15 protein-coding genes are annotated in these 16,736 nt (G+C 72.9%); 6 read left to right on the top strand and 9 right to left on the bottom strand.

The window, feature by feature from the left end:
* Nucleotides 1–3: 3 nt before the first annotated feature.
* On the top strand, nt 4–873 hold the full coding sequence (locus ACZ6MA_RS09815; RefSeq protein WP_469432502.1) for an alpha/beta fold hydrolase: 870 nt from the start codon (nt 4–6) through the stop codon (nt 871–873).
* Between the two features lie 16 nt (nt 874–889).
* Here the strand turns inward: ACZ6MA_RS09815 and ACZ6MA_RS09820 are convergent, their stop codons facing one another.
* From ACZ6MA_RS09820 to ACZ6MA_RS09855, 8 genes are all read right to left on the bottom strand, one after another.
* Complete coding sequence (locus ACZ6MA_RS09820) at nt 890–1,225, bottom strand: hypothetical protein (protein ID WP_469432504.1); 336 nt, start codon at nt 1,223–1,225, stop codon at nt 890–892.
* A gap of 7 nt (nt 1,226–1,232) precedes the next feature.
* A complete protein-coding gene (locus ACZ6MA_RS09825; protein ID WP_469432505.1) occupies nt 1,233–2,279 on the bottom strand; it encodes a hypothetical protein in 1,047 nt (348 codons plus the stop codon).
* A 417-nt stretch (nt 2,280–2,696) separates the two neighbouring features.
* Nucleotides 2,697–3,062 carry a hypothetical protein gene (locus tag ACZ6MA_RS09830; protein ID WP_469432506.1) on the bottom strand — a complete coding sequence of 122 codons (366 nt, stop codon included), beginning with the start codon at nt 3,060–3,062 and terminating at the stop codon, nt 2,697–2,699.
* A 253-nt stretch (nt 3,063–3,315) separates the two neighbouring features.
* On the bottom strand, nt 3,316–3,675 hold the full coding sequence (locus ACZ6MA_RS09835; RefSeq protein WP_469432507.1) for a DegT/DnrJ/EryC1/StrS family aminotransferase: 360 nt from the start codon (nt 3,673–3,675) through the stop codon (nt 3,316–3,318).
* Nucleotides 3,676–3,711: 36 nt separating this feature from the next.
* The gene (locus ACZ6MA_RS09840) at nt 3,712–4,113 is read right to left on the bottom strand and encodes an Imm7 family immunity protein (protein ID WP_469432508.1); all 402 of its coding nucleotides are present in this window, start codon (nt 4,111–4,113) and stop codon (nt 3,712–3,714) included.
* Between the two features lie 280 nt (nt 4,114–4,393).
* Nucleotides 4,394–4,846: an NUDIX hydrolase gene (locus ACZ6MA_RS09845; protein ID WP_469432509.1), complete on the bottom strand. Its 453-nt coding sequence runs from the start codon at nt 4,844–4,846 to the stop codon at nt 4,394–4,396.
* Entirely contained in the window at nt 4,843–6,096 is a 1,254-nt protein-coding gene (locus ACZ6MA_RS09850) for a DegT/DnrJ/EryC1/StrS family aminotransferase (RefSeq protein ID WP_469432511.1), read from the bottom strand. Before ACZ6MA_RS09850 ends, ACZ6MA_RS09845 begins: the two co-directional genes overlap by 4 nt.
* Nucleotides 6,093–7,094 (bottom strand): Gfo/Idh/MocA family protein, encoded by a 1,002-nt coding sequence (locus tag ACZ6MA_RS09855; protein ID WP_469432512.1) that lies wholly within the window; start codon nt 7,092–7,094, stop codon nt 6,093–6,095. The genes ACZ6MA_RS09850 and ACZ6MA_RS09855 overlap by 4 nt, the downstream gene beginning before the upstream one ends.
* 205 nt (nt 7,095–7,299) lie before the next feature.
* On the opposite strand from ACZ6MA_RS09855, the gene ACZ6MA_RS09860 reads away from it, so the two are divergent.
* The gene (locus ACZ6MA_RS09860; RefSeq protein WP_469432514.1) at nt 7,300–8,676 is read left to right on the top strand and encodes a helix-turn-helix domain-containing protein; all 1,377 of its coding nucleotides are present in this window, start codon (nt 7,300–7,302) and stop codon (nt 8,674–8,676) included.
* Nucleotides 8,677–8,821: 145 nt separating this feature from the next.
* Here the strand turns inward: ACZ6MA_RS09860 and ACZ6MA_RS09865 are convergent, their stop codons facing one another.
* Nucleotides 8,822–10,090 carry a glycosyltransferase family 4 protein gene (locus ACZ6MA_RS09865; protein WP_469432515.1) on the bottom strand — a complete coding sequence of 423 codons (1,269 nt, stop codon included), beginning with the start codon at nt 10,088–10,090 and terminating at the stop codon, nt 8,822–8,824.
* Nucleotides 10,091–10,456: 366 nt separating this feature from the next.
* Between ACZ6MA_RS09865 and ACZ6MA_RS09870 the strand changes: the two genes are divergently transcribed.
* The 4 genes from ACZ6MA_RS09870 to ACZ6MA_RS09885 all read left to right on the top strand — a co-directional run bounded on the left by ACZ6MA_RS09870 (nt 10,457) and on the right by ACZ6MA_RS09885 (nt 16,674).
* Nucleotides 10,457–11,146 (top strand): response regulator transcription factor, encoded by a 690-nt coding sequence (locus tag ACZ6MA_RS09870; protein ID WP_469432516.1) that lies wholly within the window; start codon nt 10,457–10,459, stop codon nt 11,144–11,146.
* On the top strand, nt 11,146–12,717 hold the full coding sequence (locus tag ACZ6MA_RS09875) for a sensor histidine kinase (RefSeq protein WP_469432518.1): 1,572 nt from the start codon (nt 11,146–11,148) through the stop codon (nt 12,715–12,717). Before ACZ6MA_RS09870 ends, ACZ6MA_RS09875 begins: the two co-directional genes overlap by 1 nt.
* A gap of 137 nt (nt 12,718–12,854) precedes the next feature.
* Nucleotides 12,855–15,590, top strand: a complete 2,736-nt coding sequence (locus ACZ6MA_RS09880) for a helix-turn-helix transcriptional regulator (protein ID WP_469432520.1) — start codon at nt 12,855–12,857, stop codon at nt 15,588–15,590.
* A 163-nt stretch (nt 15,591–15,753) separates the two neighbouring features.
* Nucleotides 15,754–16,674, top strand: coding sequence for an alpha/beta fold hydrolase (locus ACZ6MA_RS09885; RefSeq protein WP_469432521.1), 921 nt, complete (start codon nt 15,754–15,756; stop codon nt 16,672–16,674).
* Nucleotides 16,675–16,736: the final 62 nt, after the last annotated feature.

Below are 16,736 nucleotides of genomic sequence, written 5' to 3' on the forward strand. Positions count from 1 at the left end.
TCGATGCCGGGAATGGAGTTGTCCTCCGGGCCGATCGACTACCAGGACACCGGTGGCGACGGGCCGGTGCTCGTGTTCGGCCACGGCGTGCCGATGGATGGCGCGCAGTGGCGCAAGGTGGTTCCCTTGCTGGGCGGGTACCGCTGCATCCTGCCGACGCTGCCCCTGGGCGGTCACCGCCGGCCGATGGACCCCGGCGCCGATCTCTCCCACCGTGGTGTCGCGCGGCTCCTGGGCGAGTTCATCGAGCGACTGGGCCTGGAGGACGTGACGCTCGTCCTCAACGACTGGGGCGGCGGCCAGTTCCTCGTGCTGGAGAAGCAGGGCCGACGGGTCGCACGGCTGGTGCTGGTGGCCTGCGAGGCGTTCGACAACTACCCCCCGGGGCCGGGCAAGGCGCTGGCCGCCGTGTGCCGGGTGCCCGGTGGCCTCCGGCTCCTGACCCAGCTGATGCGCATCCCCGCTGTCCGGACCAGCCCCAAGGGATACGGCGGGATGAGCCGTCGCGGCCTCCCCGACGAGATCATCAAGAACTGGTTCGCTCCCGCGACCCGGAGCAAGGCCATCCGCAGGGACTTCACCAAGTTCGCCACCTCGGCACCCGACCGCAGGACGTTGCTCGACTGGAGCCGGCAACTCGGCGGCTTCGACCGCCCGGTCCTCGTCGTCTGGGCCACCGAGGATCCATTGATGCCGCGTGAGCACGGCCCCCGGCTGGCAGAGCTGTACCCGAAGGGACGACTGGTCGAGATCGCCGACTCCTCCACCCTCGTCCCCGAGGACCAGCCCGACAAACTCGCCGAAGCCCTCAGGGACTTCCTGCGCCAGACCGGAGCGGAACCTTCCACGGACGCGCGGCCCGAGGGCGGGTAGTGCGCTGAGGTCGCGCTCAGCCGATGACGTGGTCCGGGGTGTCGAGCCAGACGCCCTGCCCGTCGGACGTGACCGTCAGTCCGGCCCGGTCGCGTTCCGGCCGACCGCTTCCGCCTCGTCCACAGGGCGCGTGGCCCGTACGGCTCCCCTTCTCGACGTCGCCGCAGATGACCTGCGGGCGGTAACCGGCCGCACGCAGGTTCTTGACCGCCTGTTTCACGATCACCGGGTCGGTGTCCATGCCGAAGCGGACGAGGTCGGTGTCGTCCGGACCACGGTGGAGGACTGGCGATACACGGCCAATCGCTGGCCCGTCGGCGAGCGCCGGGAAGACGTCTCGTTCACCGTCCACGACAGACTTACCGGATGCGGTTGATGTGCTCGCAGGTGCGACGGTTGGGGAGTCCTCGCTGCTCTGTGTAGTTGTAGGTGTCGTTGCCCGGACCGCACTGGGTCGGTGCGGTCACGCCGCCTCGGACAGTGATGGTGTCGTCGCCGGCTTTGGTGTCGAGCAGGCCACTGTTGAAGGCACGTCCCTTGGTCCTGTTGCTGCGGCTTTTGCCCGCTTCCAGTGTGATGTCATCGCCGCCTGGCGTGCCGATCAGCTCCCCGAGGAAAAGCCCGACGCCTCCCCACCCTTCACCCCTTCCTCGGCCGCTGTCCCCGCCGGTGATGTCGATGGAGACGCCCTCGGGTGCTGTTCCGCCTTCCATGACACCCCTCCAAACCGCCACCCCTCCGCTGCCGCTGTCGTGCCCCCCAGGGGCGGCATCACCGCCGGTACCACCGTCGATGGTCAGGGAACTGTGCTGGTCCGCGCCGACGACGACACGGCCGGAATCCAGGCCCCGGCCTCCATTGACCCCGTCGCCGGGCTTGCCATTGGAGGCGGCGCCACCGGTGCCTCCGGCCCCGCCGCGGAGGGTGATCAGGTTGATCCCCCGGCCGCCGTCGACGACCCCGGCTTCCACACTGTCACCGCCCAGTCCGCCGCGGCCGCCGATGCCGAAGCGGGCGAAGGAGGTGCCTCCCTTGCCTCCGTTACCTCCGATGAGCGTGATGATGTCGTTGCCCGCGCCACCGAGCACCGTCCCACCGCTGCCGACAGCGTTCTCCCCCTCCCCTCCCTCGCCGGCGTCCGCTCTCCTGCCGCTGGTGTTTCGGCCGGGGGCGCCGTTGCGGCCGTGGACGGTAATGGTGTCGTTGCCGTCCGCACCGTCGATGGTGCCGTGCAGGGCACCGGTGACCTCGATGGTGTCGTCCCTGCTAGTACCGGTGACCGTCTGCCCCTTGGGTACACCGTTGGTGCAGGTGATGTGCGTCCCGTCGCGGGTGCAGCCGGCCGGATCGGCCGCGTGCGCGGCCGGCGGCATCAAGACCAGGTGTGCGGTGGCCAGCGACACCACGGCCGCTACCTGCACCCGGCCGGCACGCCGGCGCTTGGCCGGGGGGCTTTTCGGTCGTCATTGCTCTCTCCTATTCGCCGCGCAGCGTGGTGGTCGTCCCGCGCGGCTTGGGTCGGGCCTGCGGCGACAGGCTGCAAGGGCGAATGTGCTGCCTCGTTCGGCTCCCGGCGGTCACTGCCGAACCGACCGGGCGGTGACCGGCATGCGCCTCCGCGGGCATGGCGGAGGCGCATGCGCGGGCACGGACAGCCGGGAGCCGGGGCCCATGCGGGCGAATGGTTGCGCCGCAGCGGGTACCGCGGGCCGGTCACGTGCTCGCGGGCTCCGGCTGTCCCGTCCCCGTCGGCACCCGCCCCGGGGGCAGATCCCACCGACAGCGGCGTTCCTCACCGGACGGGGACGGGGCCTGGGGCGGAGTTACTTCAGGGCGGAGTCGGCGGTGCTCGCAGCGCCGGCGGTTGCGGTCTGGGCGGTGGCGTTGAGGGTGTCCTTGGCAGACGTGACGGGGCCAGGCTCCGGGGCCGGGGCCGGAGCCGGGGAGGACGGGGGCTGCTCGGGCGAGGAGGGCGATCCGCCCTTGGCGTCGTACTGGTAGGTGTCGGTGACCTTGCGCTCCTTGGTGATCTTCCCCGGTGCGGGGGAGACGATCGCCACCGGCAGCGGCCCCAGACCGTGGCCACGGTCGTGGTCGTCGGCCACCGCGGCGGACGCCTGGCCGAAGACCATGGCGGACGCGGCGGCGGCCACCAGGACGGCGGCCATACGGGTACGCGCAACAGACATCAAACGCTCCCTTACGAGGGGGGAGGGAGGAACCGCTGGTAGAGCGGCCGGCTGGTTGGCTGGAAGGTCAGAGGATGCTGCAACCGTCGACGCGGTCTCCGTGTCCGAGGGCCCCTTCGGAGTGACACAGTCCATCGAAAAATGGTCATCACACCAGACGGGGATCAGCCCGCGACCCAGGCCCGGTTGAGACGTTAAAAGGTCGGTAAGCAGCCCACCCTGCCGCAGCCTCAGGGATGCCGTGACGAAGCCCTCAAGGGCAGTAAGGCGTTCGTTCACCACCTCGCCCGGGCACCGGGCCCACCACCGACCGTGGGGGGTAATCGGATCGTCCGGCACCGGTTCCCGGCCAGAGTGAACCCGGGTTGGCGGTGGCGTGGAAGGTCAGGGCCGGGACGATCACCTCGTCACCGGGGCCGAGCCCTGCGGCCGCGTACATCGAGTGCAGCGCGGCCGTTCCCGTGCAGGTGGTCACGGTGTGCCGGACCCCGAGGCAGGAGGTGAGTACGTCCTCCAGGTCGGCGACTGGTGCTCGCCGCCGTGCGCCTCGGGGCGGGTGTCGGGGCCCAGCAGGCAGCCCGGCGCGTGCGGGCCCCCGTACCCGGGCCTCCATCCCTGGCAGCACTTCGGCCCGCCGGACAGAGCCCGGTCAGTCTTCGATTGTCGGTCGGCATGGGGAAAGAAAAGGATCGAGGCGATCCTGGATCACACCTCGCGCCATGACGCGAACACGAAAGGCTCCGGGCCCCGGCGGATGGGTGAAGTCGTCCGAACGCTCATAGAGGAGTCCCCACGCCCCCGGGAATCGACCGGCGACATGCTCCAGGAGGGCTTCCAACTCCCGAGCCTCATCTCTGCGGCGATTCACCAATCCGTTGGCCGTCAGAAAGTACTGTCCGTTGCAGGCCGTCAGCTGAAGCCCACCTGTCGCCCAATCAATCCCGGAGATCCGGCCCCGCAGATCCGCCAAACCCTCCGACAGGGTTCCCATGTCGGCCTCCTCGGCCGACTCGGCGATACCGAACCATCCGTGAAATTCGTACAACCCCATCACCCCAACGGCCCGCTATCAATAAATAGTTCGATGCCATAGCGCCGAACAGGCGCGGCCTGACGGCCGTCACGGGTACGCGCCGCCGCTGCGGCCCCGGTACAGCCGGCCCGGAGGCGCGGCGCCGACGCCGTACCCGAGTGGCAGAGGCGTACGTAGCGCACTCGACCGGCCAGGGCTCAGCGTACGCCGCGGGCAATGGCACCGGCCCCCGTACGGCCGCGGGCCCCGGTCGCCCCTCCGGGAGGACGACCGGGGCCCGATCGGGCTCGGGAATCGGTCAGACTGTCTGGTCGCGCCAGGCGTCGAGAACGGTCTGCACGGTGCTGGAGACCTGGTTCTGCTGGGTGCGGTCGGCCCACAGGTGCGCGTCGTGCTCGGTGAGCGTGACCGTCTCGCCCGTTACGGTGGCGGTGAAGTTGAACTGGCGGGTGGCGCGGCCGCTGCCGGAGCGGTAGTCGAAGTGGCCGAGGTAGTTGCCGATCTCGGCCACGGTCAGGCCGGTCTCCTCGGCGACCTCCCGCCGCAGGGCCTCGATGAGGGCCTCGCCGTCCTCGACGCCGCCGGAGGGCAGCTCCCACAGCCCGCCCAGGTAGTCGTCGGCCGGGCGGTGCAGCAGCAGGACCTTGCCGTCGGCGTCGGCGATGACGGCGCCGACGACGGTCTTGGCAATGCCGTCGCGTTCGGCGGCGCAGGCGAGATCGGCGAGCAGAGCGGTGTCGAGGGAACTCACAACAGGTCCTTCGCATGAGAGGCGATTTTGGCGACGGCCGCGGTGTAGGCGTCGGCGAGGCGGATGTCCTCCTCGCGGTGCCATACCGGCAGCTTGAAGGTGGTGGCATGCACGTGCTCGGCCGCCGGGAAGGCCCCGGCGGCGGGGCCCTGGCGGCCAGCGTAGCCAGGCAGCAGGGCCCCGGGGGCCTGGAACAGCGGATGCGTGCCCAGGGGGCAGGTGGAGCCCGGCTGGTCGGTCTCGGTGGCGCCTTCCGCGTGGAGGGCGTCGAGGAACTGCTGAAGCCGCAGCCCGCCAAGGTCGGCCGGCTCGTAACGCAACGGCAGCGCGTACCAGGACGGTCGAGCGGAGTCCGGCACGTGCGGCACCCGGATGCCCGGTACGTCGTCCAGGGCGGCGCACATCCGGGCCGCGATCTCCTGACGCCCGGCCAGGCGACCGTCGAGGCGGGTGAGCTGAGCGCGGGCGAGCGCGGCGGCGAGGGGGTGGATGCGCAGTTTCAGGCCCATGCCGGTGACCGCGAAGCGGGCGAGCGGGTGGCTGTTGGGGATCTCGCGGCGGCACCGCTTGTTGTACTGGCCGTGCAGCAGCACGCGGTAGTACAGCTCGGTGTCGTTGGTGGCGACGAACCCGCCCTCGCCGGCCGAGAGTGGCTTGGGACCGTTGAGGCTGAAAGCGGAAGCGGTGCCGAATGTGCCGGCCATCTGGTGGTTCCAGGTGGCACCGTGGGCGTGGGAGCCGTCCTCCAGCAGCATCAGCTCGTGCTCGTCGGCGAACGACACCAGCGCGTCCATGTCCTCGGGCAGCCCCCACAGGTGCACCGCGACGACGGCCTTCGTCCGGGCGGTCAGCCGCCGCGCGGCGTCGTCGAGATCGAGCTGGCCGCGGGCGTCGACGTCGGTGAGCACGGGGTGGGCGCCGAGGTGGAAGAGCGGGGTGGCGGTGGCGTGGAAGGTCAGGGCCGGGACGATCACCTCGTCACCGGGGCCGAGCCCTGCGGCCGCGTACATCGAGTGCAGCGCGGCCGTTCCCGTGCAGGTGGTCACGGTGTGCCGGACCCCGAGGTAGGAGGCGAGTGCGTCCTCCAGGTCGGCGACGATGCCGGAGCGGTCGGGGATCGAGACGGCTGTCTCCAGCTGAGCTGCGACCGCGCGCCGGTCGGCGTCCTCGATCGGCGGCCAGGCGAAGTGCGGCCCCGGGGCGGTGACGGCCGGCTCGCCGCCGAGCAGGGCAAGCGGGGAGACGTTCATGCCAGGAACTCCTTCGGGTCGGCTGGGCGGTTGGCGGTGGCGGAGGCGTAGGCGGCGGCCAGGAACGCGGTGTGCGGCAGGTGGGCGGCCGGGCCGGACGGGTTGGGGGCGGTGCCGTCCAGGACGCGGCAGAAGCGGTCGATCTGCACGGCGGGTGGGCAGGGCCAGGCCGGCTCGCGCAGCAGCGACTCGATCACCTGCCCGCCGGGGGCGAGGAGGCGGGCGGTGCCGCGCTCGACGGCGAGCGTGCCGTGCGGGCCGGTGATGGCCAGGCGCTCGGTCTTCGGGCCAGCGGAGCGGGAGACCAGCAGCGAGCCGTACAGGCCGCGGTCGTAGGCGAGGTGGACCAGGGCGGTGTCCTCCGCGTCGTATCCGGCGCCGGGCACGGCGGCGGTCGAGGTGTCCGCGAGGACGCGGTCGGGCAGCCCGAGGTACCAGATCAGCAGGTCGATGAGGTGGTAGCCCATGTCCGCCAGGCACCCGCCCCCGGCGAGTTTCGCGCGGCCGCGCCAGCCGGCGGCCGGTTCCGGGCAGTGGAAGGTGTAGCGGCCCTCGACCAGGTAGGGGGTGCCGATCCGCTCCAGCAGTTGGAGGGCGGCGGCGTAGACGGGGTGGAAGCGGCGCTGGACGGTGACCATCAGCTCGATCCCCGCTTTTGCGCACAGCGCGGCCAGCTCGGCCGCTTCGTGGGGGTCGGTGGCGAACGGCTTCTCCTTGAGCACGTGCACCCCGGCCTCGGCGCACGCGGCGATGACCTCCCGGCCGGCGTAGTGCGGTACCGCGGCGACGACGAGGTCCGGCCGGACCTCGGTCAGCAGGCGATCGACGGTGGTGAAGCCGGGCACCCGGTGCACGTCGGCCGCGGCGGCGACCCGGTCGGCGTCGACGTCGCAGACCCCGGCCAGTTCGGCGAGGTGGCACTGGGCAAGCCCGGGCAGGTGGTCGCTGGTGGCCTGGCCGCCGAGCCCCACTATCGCGGCCCTCTTGCGTACGCTCATCGCTCACATCCCCTTTCGGATGTGCGGCGGCGGCCCGCCGTCCGGGGCGCCTGCCTTCCGAGAACACCGCGACCGCGACGTCGGCGGCAGGGGCGTTGCCGTGCACCGCAAAGCCGTTTGCATCCCGTGCAAAGCCCCTGTCCCGCAGCTGCCGGCGCCGGTACGGTGAGCGGCGGCCCACCTCTCGCCGACGAGCGGGGACGGTATGGACGCGGTCCGAGCGCAGCCGGTGGCGGACATGACCGCCGGCGACCTGGTCCGGCAGACACGCAAGAAGCAGGGCCTGACCCTGGCCCGGCTCGGCGCGCTGACCGGGTTCTCCGCGGCCCAAGTCTCCCGGTACGAGCGCGGCATCTCGCCGCTGACCGACGTCACCGTGCTGCGGCGCTTCGCCGACGCCCTGGGCATCCCGCCGCAGACCCTCGGCCTGACCCCGCAGCCGGACCTCCGGCACGGACGCGCGATCGGCCCGACCACCGCATACCCCCGCCTTCCGGGCCCTAGGGTGGCAGGAACGGCTCGTCGAGAAGACGGAGAGGCCCCGGTGCAGCGCAGGAAGTTGCTCGCGAACCTCGCGGCCACGGCAGCCGCGGCCGTCGGCGCCCCCATCCTGCCCGCCGGCAAGACACCCTCCGAGAACGTCGCCGTAGGCGAGGCCCTGGTCGCGCGCGTTCGGGACGCCATGCTCGGCCTCCACTGCGACGTCACCGTGCCATCCGCAGCGGTCCTGTACACGGATCTGGCCCGGGCCTTCGCCGACTTCCATACCTGTGCGTACGGGAGCCTGGCCGTGCGGCTGCCCCGGCTGATCTGTGCGGCCCACGCCCGGGCCGGAGGCGCTGAGGACGACGGGCTGCTGGCGCACAGCTATCTGCTGGCCACACGCATGCTGATCAAGCTGGACGAGCAGCAGCTCGGCTGGATGGCCGCCGACCGTGCCCGCCAGGCCGCCGAAGCCGTCGGCCGGCCCCTGCTGGTCGCGGAGGCTGCGCGGCAGCTCGCGGTTCTGGCCCGTAAGGCCGACTGGCACGAGCAGGCGCTGTCCATCGCCCTGGCGGCCGCCGACCACCCCGCCCTCCGCGGCGGTGAGCCGGCCTTGGCAGCCCAGCGGGGCCTGCTGGTCCAGTCCGCCGCGTACACCGTCGCCCGCACCGGCGACGCGGCCGGGATGCGGGAGCTGACCGGTGAGGCCGCCGCCATCGCCAGGGGGCTCGGCCCGGCCGCCGTGCTGCGGGATCACGGCGGCGGCTTCAGCCCCACCACCGTCCAGCTCCATCTGATCTCCGCGGAGAACTCCGCCGGCGACCCCTCCGCCGCGCTCGCCGTGGCGAAGACGGTGGCGCCCGGGAGCCTGCCGAGCACCGAGCGGCGGGCCCGCTACTACACCGACGTCGCCACCGCCTTCGCCCGCTGGAACCGCCGGGACGAGTGCATCCGCGCACTCCTGGCCGCCGAACACCACGCCCCGGAAGAGACCCACGCCCGCCCCGCCGTGAAATCCCTGGTCTCCGGACTCCTGGTCTCCGGACGAACGACCACCGAGCTACGCGGACTCGCCGCCCGCATCGGTGTCATCGTCTGACGGTTCGCTCACCGTGCAGGACGGGGCATCATCGCCGTACGGTCCGAACGGGTCTTCCTCTCCCGGTTCCGCGCCCAGGTGCGGGGCGCCGCCCTTGGTGCGGTGCGGGCCGGGGATCACCGGTTGCCGCCTCCGAGCCGGCGGGCTACCTCCTCACTGCCCGGCGCGTAGTCGACCGTAGGGCGTGCGCGGTGTCGATGGCCGCGGTACGCGTGCGGTGAGCGGCTTCCCGCAGCGGGCTGAGTGAGCGTTTGCCAGGGCCGCGCTTGAGCAGGTCCTGGTAGAGGGCGAGGTGTTGCTCGGCTATGCGGTCCGGGGTGAAGCGGACCGAGTTTCGCCGGGCCGCCTCTCCCATGCGCCGGCGCAGGGAAGCATCACGAATGAGGTCGCACAGCGCGGCGGTGAGCCCTTCGACGTCGCCGGGGCGGACCAGGCGTCCGTCGACGCCGTCGGTGATGATCTCGCGCGGCCCGTTGGGGCAGTCGGTCGAGACGACGGGGAGGCCGCAGCGCATGGCCTCGGCGATGGTCATGCCGAAAGACTCCCGGTCGGAGGCGGAGACGGCGATGGACGCCTTCCCCAACTCGGTTGCCAGTTCGCGGACATGGTCGTTGAGGAACACGTGGCCGTTCAGCCCGAGACGGTCGATGAGGGCGGTCAGGGCGCGTTTTTCGTTGCCGGTGGTGTCGCCTCTGCCGAAGATCCGCAGCTGCCAGTCCGGGTGGGAGGCGACGACGTCGGCGAAGGCCTCGATGAGGAGGTCGTAGCGTTTCACCGGGACGAGCCGTCCAGCGGCTACGACGATCTTTCCGGTGCGTTCGGCCGGCCTTGCGGTCATGGCGGGGACGCTGTTCGCGATCGCCCGCACCCGCACGCCGGGCAGACCGAGTTGCCGGTAGGCATGCGCGTCGGCTTCGGTCACGGTGGTGAGCGCGTCGAGCAAGGGGTAACGGTGGCGTATCTCGTGGCGCATGCGCAACCCGTGGCCGGAGAGGGTGAGGTGTTCTTGCCCCACTCTGATGGCGGCGGGGTGGGCCTGCCGGGCGACGTGCACGTTCAGCCCCGGTCTGGTGCCGACGATCACGTCCGCCTCCAGGCGGGAGAGATGGCGGCCGATGCGTTCATCCGTGAGGCGGCTGTACTGCCTGTGACGGCCGTCCGCGCGGGGAAAGACCCGGGCGGGCTGGGCGTGGCGGGGATCGTCGCCGTCGTAGTGCGCGGAATCGCGGCACAGGTCCACCAGGTGTGTCAGCCGCACCCGCGGTGGTGCGCCCATCGCCGGGGTCTCGCGGTAGCGGAGGACCGAGACGATCTCCACGTCGTGGTGGTCGGCCAGTGCGGAGGCGAGGTTGAACGTCGATCTGATCGTGCCGCCAATGGTGTAGGCGTTGTGGAGCAGGAACGAAATACGCATGCGTTTGCACACCTCCGGCTGGCTGGTGGAGAGGGTCACGGGCGGTGGACGGTGCCGGGACGCGGAGCGGCCGGGGACAGAAGCCGGGTGAAGGTGACGAAGTCACCCCCGGGCACCTGCCCCCTCGACAGTCCTGGGGACGGCGGGGGCGGTGCCGACGGGGAGGTCGGGGAACGGGGCGGGCGATGTCCTCGCGGTCACCTGACCGAGGACGCGGGCGCCGATCCCCAGCCCGCGCCTGGACCGATGCGAGCCGTCGTGGCCCGCACCTGCCGTCACAGCATGCGCGAACCAACCCAAAGATGATCTAAAAAACCTAAAGGTGATCTTTAGGGACAAGGCGTACAGCGTGACAGGCTGCATCCTGTGAAAGGCATCCTGGTCGTCGAGGACGATCCGCAGCTCGGGCCCGCCCTGCACCGCGGCCTGACAGCGGAGGGCTACCGCGTCGAACTCGTGCGCGACGGCACCACCGGACTGGAACGAGCCCTGACCGGCGACCACTCGGTCATCGTGCTGGACATCATGCTCCCAGGCCTGAACGGCTACCGCATCTGCTCCGCGCTGCGCGCCGCGGGCGTCCACACGCCCGTGCTGATGCTCACCGCGAAAGACGGCGAGTACGACGAGGCGGAGGGTCTGGACACCGGCGCCGATGACTATCTGGTCAAGCCGTTCTCCTCGGTGGTCCTGCTCGCACGGCTGCGGGCCCTGCTGCGCAGGGGCACCACCGCCGCGGCCGGCGGGTCCGTGCTGCGCGCCGGTGACCTGTGGGCGGACGTGACCTCCCGCCGCGCCGGCCGGGGCGACGTCGAGTTCGCCCTGACACCGAAAGAGTTCGCGATCCTCACCTGTCTGCTGCACGCACCGGACCACCCGGTGTCGAAGGAGGAGATCCTCGACGAGGTGTGGGATCCGGCCTACACCGGGGGCACCGCCATCGTGGAGGTCTACATCTCCGCACTGCGCAAGAAGGTCGACGCCCCCTTCGCCACCCACAGCATCGAAACCGTGCGCGGACGCGGCTACCGCCTCACGCCCCGTGAACAGCCCTGATGACCGCCCGGCAGCATCCCTCGCGTCGCACACCCGCCCTGCTCCACCGCCTGCCCGGACAGGTGCGCATCGCACTCGTGGCGGGAATCACCGCCCTCGTGCTGTTCGGCACCGGGGCGTGGTGGCTGTTCCAGCACGTCCGTGCCGACGCCTTCCGGACGACGGACAACCGGGCATTCGAGCTGTCCACTCAACTTGCCGCCCAAGCGGCCGAAGGCAAGGAAATCCTCAGCGACCCCCTGCGCGGCTGGCCGCTCATCGAGATCGACCGGGCCGGCCGCACCATCGCCGCGGCCGGCGGCACCCAGCACCTCACCGACCTGCCGGCTCTGCTCCCCCCACCCCCCGTCCCGCCTCCCCGCCGGGCAACCGGCAGCCCGCAGCGGGGTACGGTCCACATCGGCGCGGTCGACGAACGCGACCACGGCCGCTTCCACCGTCCCGACGGCGCGCTGAAGCCGCCACCCAGCAGTGACACCTCCGCCGAGCAGAAGGCTCTCATCGCCCACCGGCACGCCCACGTTCTCGCCCACCGCGCCACCACCGTCTTCGCCACCGCCGTGCACACCCCCGCGAACGCGTGCCGCCTGCCCACGGAAGCCGACGGGTCGTGCCGCTCCACCCTCTACGTCCTCGTGCCCTCCGAAGACGCCGAGCGCGCCACCACCCCCTTGCGCACCCCGCTCATGGCGGGAGTCCCGCTGGCCGCGCTGCTGGTCGCCACCCTCGCCTGGACCGCCGCACGCCGCTCCCTGCGCCCGGTCGAGGCCATCCGGCGGGAGGTCGCCGAAATCACCGATACCAGCCTCGACCGCCGGGTCCCCGTCCCCGACGCCCGCGACCCCGTCCGCCGCCTCGCACTGACCACCAACACCACGCTGGACCGGCTGGAAACCGCCGTGGAACGCCAACGCCGCTTCGTCGCGGACGCCTCGCACGAACTGCGCTCACCCGTCGCCGCGCTCCGCTACGAACTCGAAACCGCTCTCACCCACCCCGACACCATCGACGCGCACCAGACACTCCACAACGCCCTCTCCGCCACGCGGCGCATCCACACCCTCACCGAAGACCTGCTCCTGCTGGCCCTCCCCGACCATCCCGCCGCCCACTCCCTGGTCGACCTGGCCGGCCTCGCCGCGGAACTCGTGCACGAGTACCAGCACCGCGGTCACCCCGTCTCGCTGCGCCACAGCCCTGACCAGGTCCCCGTCCGCGGCGACGGAGTACAGCTCCACCGCCTGCTGCGCAACCTCCTCGACAACGCCGTACGGCACGCGCACACCGCGGTCGTCCTGGACATCACCACCGACGGCCGAGCACACACCGTCACCATCCACAACGACGGCACGCCCTTGGCCCCGGACGAGTACGAGCACGTCTTCGAGCGGTTCACCCGTCTCGACGAGGCCCGCGCTCGCGACACAGGCGGCAGCGGCCTCGGGCTCGCCATCGCCCGCGACATCGCCGAACGCCACCACGGCACCCTCACCGCCCATTCCGACCACCCCCACCCCGGCACCACCTTCACCCTGGTCCTGCCCGGCCCACCGGATACGAGTCCAAGCTGAGCGAGGTCGGAGGCCGGCACGGGCGGCACCCGGCAACACCGCTCTCCCCGCGACGAACCGCCACCGCGGCCCCGGTACAGTCGGCCCGGAGGCGCGGCGCGGGGGTCGGGCCCGGGGTGCCAGGGACGTACGTACGCATGACAGCAGTGGACCGGCTCGCCGGGCGGGAGAGCGAACTCGCGGAGATCGACGCGTTTCTGACCGGTGTGCGGGCCGGCGCCGGGCGGGCGCTCGCGTTGCGGGGTGAGCCGGGGGCCGGGAAGACCGCGTTGTTGCTGTGCGCCGTCGAGCGGGCCGCTCCCGCCCGGGTGCTGCGGGCGACGGGCGCCGAGCCGGAGGCGCAGATGGCGTTCGCCGCGCTGCACCAGCTGTTGCGGCCCGTCGGCGCACTGGTGGACGCACTGCCCGAGGCGCAACGCGAGGCCGTGCGGGGGGCGTTGGGGCTGGCCGCGCCGGTGCGGGAGCCGGATCGGTTCCTGGTGGCGGCCGGTGTGTTGTCGCTGCTTTCGGAGGCCGCCGTCCCCGATGGGCTGGTGTGTGTCGTCGACGATTTCCAGTGGGTCGACCGGGCGTCGGCCGACGCCTTGCTGTTCGCGGCGCGGCGGCTCGGGGCGGACGGGGTGGGGTTGCTGTTCGCCGCGCGGGACACGGCCGAGGCCCGGCACGCGCTCCGGGACGTGCCGGGCATGGACATCGGAGGGTTGGGCGCGGCGGACGCCGCGCGGGTGCTGGCCGCGAGGTCGGCCGTGCCGCCCGTGGCGGACGTCGCCGCGCTCGTCGCGGCCGCCACCGGCGGCAACCCGCTCGCGCTGCGGGAGACGGCGGAGTTGCTGACGCCCGAGCAGTTGACCGGGCGTGCGCCGCTGCCCGATCCGCTGCCGGTCGGTGACGGCATCGGCGCGGTCTACGGCGAGCGGATGGCCCGGCTGCCCGAGGACACCCGGCGCGTCCTGCTCGTCGCCGCGCTGGAGGGCCTGGGCGACCCACGACTGGTGCTCGGCGCCGCCGCGCGCCTCGGGGTGGCGGCGGACGCGCTGGACGGCGCGGAGGCGGCGGGGCTGCTGGAGATACGGCCAACGGGCATCCGCTTCCGGCATCCGCTGATCCGGTCGGCCGTCCACACGGGGGCGAGCGCCGCCGACCGGCGGGCGGCGCATCGCGCGCTCGCCGCCCAGGCGCAAGAGGCGGGCGACACCGGACGCCGGGCCCGCCACCGGGCGGAAGCGGCGCTGGGCCCGGACGAGGACATCGCCGGGGAACTCGCGGCCGCCGCCGGCCTCGCCCGGGCCCGGGGCGGTTACGCGGACGCCGCGCGGACGCTCCTGCGGGCGGCGGAGCTGACGCCGGATCCGGGGACGCGGTCCCGCAGGCTGACGGACGCGGCCACCGCGGCCTGGCTCGGTGGCCGGCCGGGGCAGGCCCGCAGTGCGCTGGCCGCGGCCCGTGAGGCCGCCGGGAACAGCGGGCCGGTCGCGGAGATCGCCCGGCTGGGCGGCCGGTTCGAGCTGCACTCGGGGGACGCGGCGGAGGCGTTGCGCATCTTCCTGACGGCGGCCGAACACAGCCGGGAAGGGAGCCTGGCGATCCTGGCGGACGCCGCCGAGGCCGCCTCCTACGTCGGGGACACCGACGCCGCCGTCCTCATCGGCCGGCGCGCCGAGGCGCTGCCGGAACCCGGTGATCCGGCCGAGGTGTTCCTCCGGGACGTCCTGATCGGCATGGGCGCCCCCCAAGGGGACGGTGGTGGGGCGCGGCGGTTGCGCCGCGCGCTCGACGCCGTCCCGGACGACGGCTTCGACGCCGCGCTCCTGCTGTGGGCGGCGGCCGCCGCGAGCCTGCTCGGCGAAGGCGACGCCGCGGCCCGTTTCGGTGCCCGCGCGGGCCGTGCGGGCCGGGTCTCGGGCATGGTCGGCACGCTTCCCGTCGTGCTGGAGAACACCGCCACCGCCGAGCGCATGAACAGCGACTTCACGCTCAGCGCCGCCCTGTCCGAAGAAGGGCTGACGCTGGCGCGGGAGACCGGGCTCAGCAACTGCGCCGCCGCGCACCTGGCGAACCTCGCCGTCTGCGCCGCCGTGCGCGGCGACGAGACCGCCACGCGGGCCCACGCCCACGAGGCGCTGGCCATCGCCATTCCGCACCGTCTCGGGCTGCGGGTGGGCGTCGCCTCGTACGCGCTGGGGCTGCTGGACCTCGGTCTCGGCCGGTTCGAGCGGGCACACGAGCGGCTCACCGCGCTGACCACGGCCGGGCCGGGTGCCGGGCACCCCGCCGCCGTGTGGGGGGCGACGGCGGACCGCGTGGAGGCGGCCGTCGGCGCGGGTGACCTCGACGCCGCCCGTGCCTCCGTCGCCTTCCTGGAGCGGTGGTCGGCCCACGCGACGTCGCCCCGGTCGCGGGCGCTGCTCGCCCGCTGCCGGGCCCTCGTCGCGGCGGAGGGCGCCGCGCCGGAGCTGCTGCGCACGGCGCTCGACCAGCTGGCCGGTGACCCCGGTGCCGCCTACGACCGGGCCCGCACCGCCCTGCTGCTCGGCGAGCGGCTGCGCCGGGAGCGGCGGGCCGGGGAGGCCCGCCCGTATCTGCGGCAGGCCGCGGAGACGTTCGGGCGGCTGGGCGCCGTGCCGTGGGAGCGCCGTGCCCTGGGCGAGCTGCGCGCGGCGGGCGAGGCGGGCGGCCGTGCCGAACCGGCCGCCCTCGCCACCTTGACGTCGCAGGAACTGCGGATCGCGCGGCTCGTCGCCGAGGGGCTGGCCAACCGGGACGTCGCCACCCGGCTGTTCCTCAGCACCCGCACCGTCGAGTACCACCTGTACAAGGTGTATCCGAAGCTCGGCGTCACCTCGCGGACCGAGCTGGCCCGGCTACTGGCATAGGCGATGGCGGACCACGTGGCTGGTGGACTACGTGGATGGCGGGCCACGTAATCACACCAGTGGTCCTACGGATGGGCCACGGGCCGCCGCGCGGCAGAGTTCACCCTTGTCAGCCGGACACCAGCAGCCAGACACCAGCACGGACACAGGAGAACGGCACCGTATGACCGCAGCAGCACAGCTCGTCCGCGTCGGCGACATCGAACTCTGGACCGAGCAGTTCGGTGACCCCGCCCACCCGGCCGTCCTGCTCGTCATGGGCTCGATGAGCCAGGCGGCCCTGTGGCCCGACGAGTTCGTCGGCCGGCTCACAGCCGCCGGGCACCGGGTCATCCGCTACGACCACCGGGACGTCGGCCGCTCGACGGCCCGGGACTTCGCGGCCCACCCGTACACCTGCGCCGCCCTCAAGGACGACGCCGTCGGGCTGCTCGACGCCCTGGGCATCGAGCGGGCGCACCTCGTCGGCCACTCGGCGGGCGGTCTGTTCGCCCAGTGGATCGCGGCGGACCACCCCGACCGGGTCGAGACGCTCACCGTGATCGGCTCCTCGCCGCTCGGCGGCCGGGAGGGGCAGGTCGTCATGCGGGCCCTCAGGGGAGAGCCCCAGCCGGAGGGCAGCCTTCCGGGGCCGCTGCCGGCGTTCGTCGAGCTGTTCCGGCGGGCGGCCGTGGCTCCGCCGCCCACCACCCGCGCCGAGTTGATCGACTTCCAGATCGAGGTCGCCCGGGTGCTGGGCGGTACGGAGCTTCCCTTCGACGAGGACGCCCAGCGGTTGTTGGAGGAACGGCTCCTCGACCGTGCCCGCGACCCCCGGACGACGGCGAACCACCGGCTCGCCTGGGCGGCCGACCCGGAATTCGAGCCGGTGGGCGCACTGGCCCGCGTCAAGGCACCGACCCTCGTCGTGGAGGGCACGAGCGAGCCGGTCAAGCCGGGCCACGCGCGGCTGATCGCACGGGAGATCGCCGGCGCGCGGACGGTCATGGTGCCGGGGATGGGCCACATGATCACGCCCCCGGTGGCCGGGCCCCTCGCGGAGGCGGTCACCGCCCACCTCGTCCCGGCCGCCGACGGCGTCTGATGACCGGTGGTGCCGGCGCCCGGGCCGGGTCTCGGCCCTCGTGGTGGCGCGGCCTACGCTGG

It is taken from the genome of Streptomyces sp. NPDC042259, from assembly GCF_055582085.1.

Excerpts from the sequence above, each read along its gene's own strand:
- ACZ6MA_RS09875 (WP_469432518.1), top strand. The coding sequence starts at position 11,146 with ATGACCGCCCGGCAGCATCCCTCGCGTCGCACACCCGCCCTGCTCCAC.
- ACZ6MA_RS09840 (WP_469432508.1), bottom strand. The coding sequence starts at position 4,113 with ATGGGGTTGTACGAATTTCACGGATGGTTCGGTATCGCCGAGTCGGCC.
- ACZ6MA_RS09880 (WP_469432520.1), top strand. The coding sequence starts at position 12,855 with ATGACAGCAGTGGACCGGCTCGCCGGGCGGGAGAGCGAACTCGCGGAG.
- ACZ6MA_RS09860 (WP_469432514.1), top strand. The coding sequence starts at position 7,300 with ATGGACGCGGTCCGAGCGCAGCCGGTGGCGGACATGACCGCCGGCGAC.
- ACZ6MA_RS09815 (WP_469432502.1), top strand. The coding sequence starts at position 4 with ATGCCGGGAATGGAGTTGTCCTCCGGGCCGATCGACTACCAGGACACC.
- ACZ6MA_RS09865 (WP_469432515.1), bottom strand. The coding sequence starts at position 10,090 with ATGCGTATTTCGTTCCTGCTCCACAACGCCTACACCATTGGCGGCACG.
- ACZ6MA_RS09835 (WP_469432507.1), bottom strand. The coding sequence starts at position 3,675 with ATGGAGGCCCGGGTACGGGGGCCCGCACGCGCCGGGCTGCCTGCTGGG.
- ACZ6MA_RS09885 (WP_469432521.1), top strand. The coding sequence starts at position 15,754 with ATGACCGCAGCAGCACAGCTCGTCCGCGTCGGCGACATCGAACTCTGG.
- ACZ6MA_RS09830 (WP_469432506.1), bottom strand. The coding sequence starts at position 3,062 with ATGTCTGTTGCGCGTACCCGTATGGCCGCCGTCCTGGTGGCCGCCGCC.
- ACZ6MA_RS09855 (WP_469432512.1), bottom strand. The coding sequence starts at position 7,094 with ATGAGCGTACGCAAGAGGGCCGCGATAGTGGGGCTCGGCGGCCAGGCC.
- ACZ6MA_RS09850 (WP_469432511.1), bottom strand. The coding sequence starts at position 6,096 with ATGAACGTCTCCCCGCTTGCCCTGCTCGGCGGCGAGCCGGCCGTCACC.